Below are 490 nucleotides of genomic sequence, written 5' to 3' on the forward strand. Positions count from 1 at the left end.
CATTCATCTGTCCGTAGACCAGAATGGCTTTTTCCAGCACTTTTGACTCCTTCATTTCCAGCCAGAGATCGTTGCCTTCGCGCGTGCGTTCGCCCACGCCCGCAAAAACCGACATGCCGCCATGCTCCACCGCAATGTTGTGAATCAGCTCTTCAATCAAAACCGTCTTGCCCACGCCGGCGCCGCCGAACAAACCTATCTTGCCGCCCCGCGAATACGGTACCAGCAGGTCAATGACTTTAATTCCGGTTTCCAGCATGCGCGGCTTGGGATCCTGATCCAGGAGCGAAGGCGGCGACTTGTGGATGGACTCCATCTTAGCCGCGTCCACCGGCCCCAATCCGTCGATCGGCTCGCCGAGCACGTTGAAAAGTCGCCCGAGATTGGACCGGCCGACCGGCACGGAAATGGGGGCGCGCGCATTGAGCGCCTCGTTGCCGCGCCGCAGGCCGTCCGTGGTTGAAAGCGCGATACAACGCACGGTGTCGTC

The 490-nt window shown here is 60.2% G+C and carries 1 protein-coding gene; it reads right to left on the bottom strand.

The window, feature by feature from the left end:
• Positions 1-490, bottom strand: a 490-nt coding sequence (locus PHP98_11355; GenBank protein MDD5484226.1) for a F0F1 ATP synthase subunit beta, incomplete at both ends; no start/stop codon positions are given.

It is taken from the genome of Kiritimatiellia bacterium (genome assembly GCA_028715905.1).
In the GTDB taxonomy this organism is placed as follows: domain Bacteria; phylum Verrucomicrobiota; class Kiritimatiellia; order JAAZAB01; family JAAZAB01; genus JAQUQV01.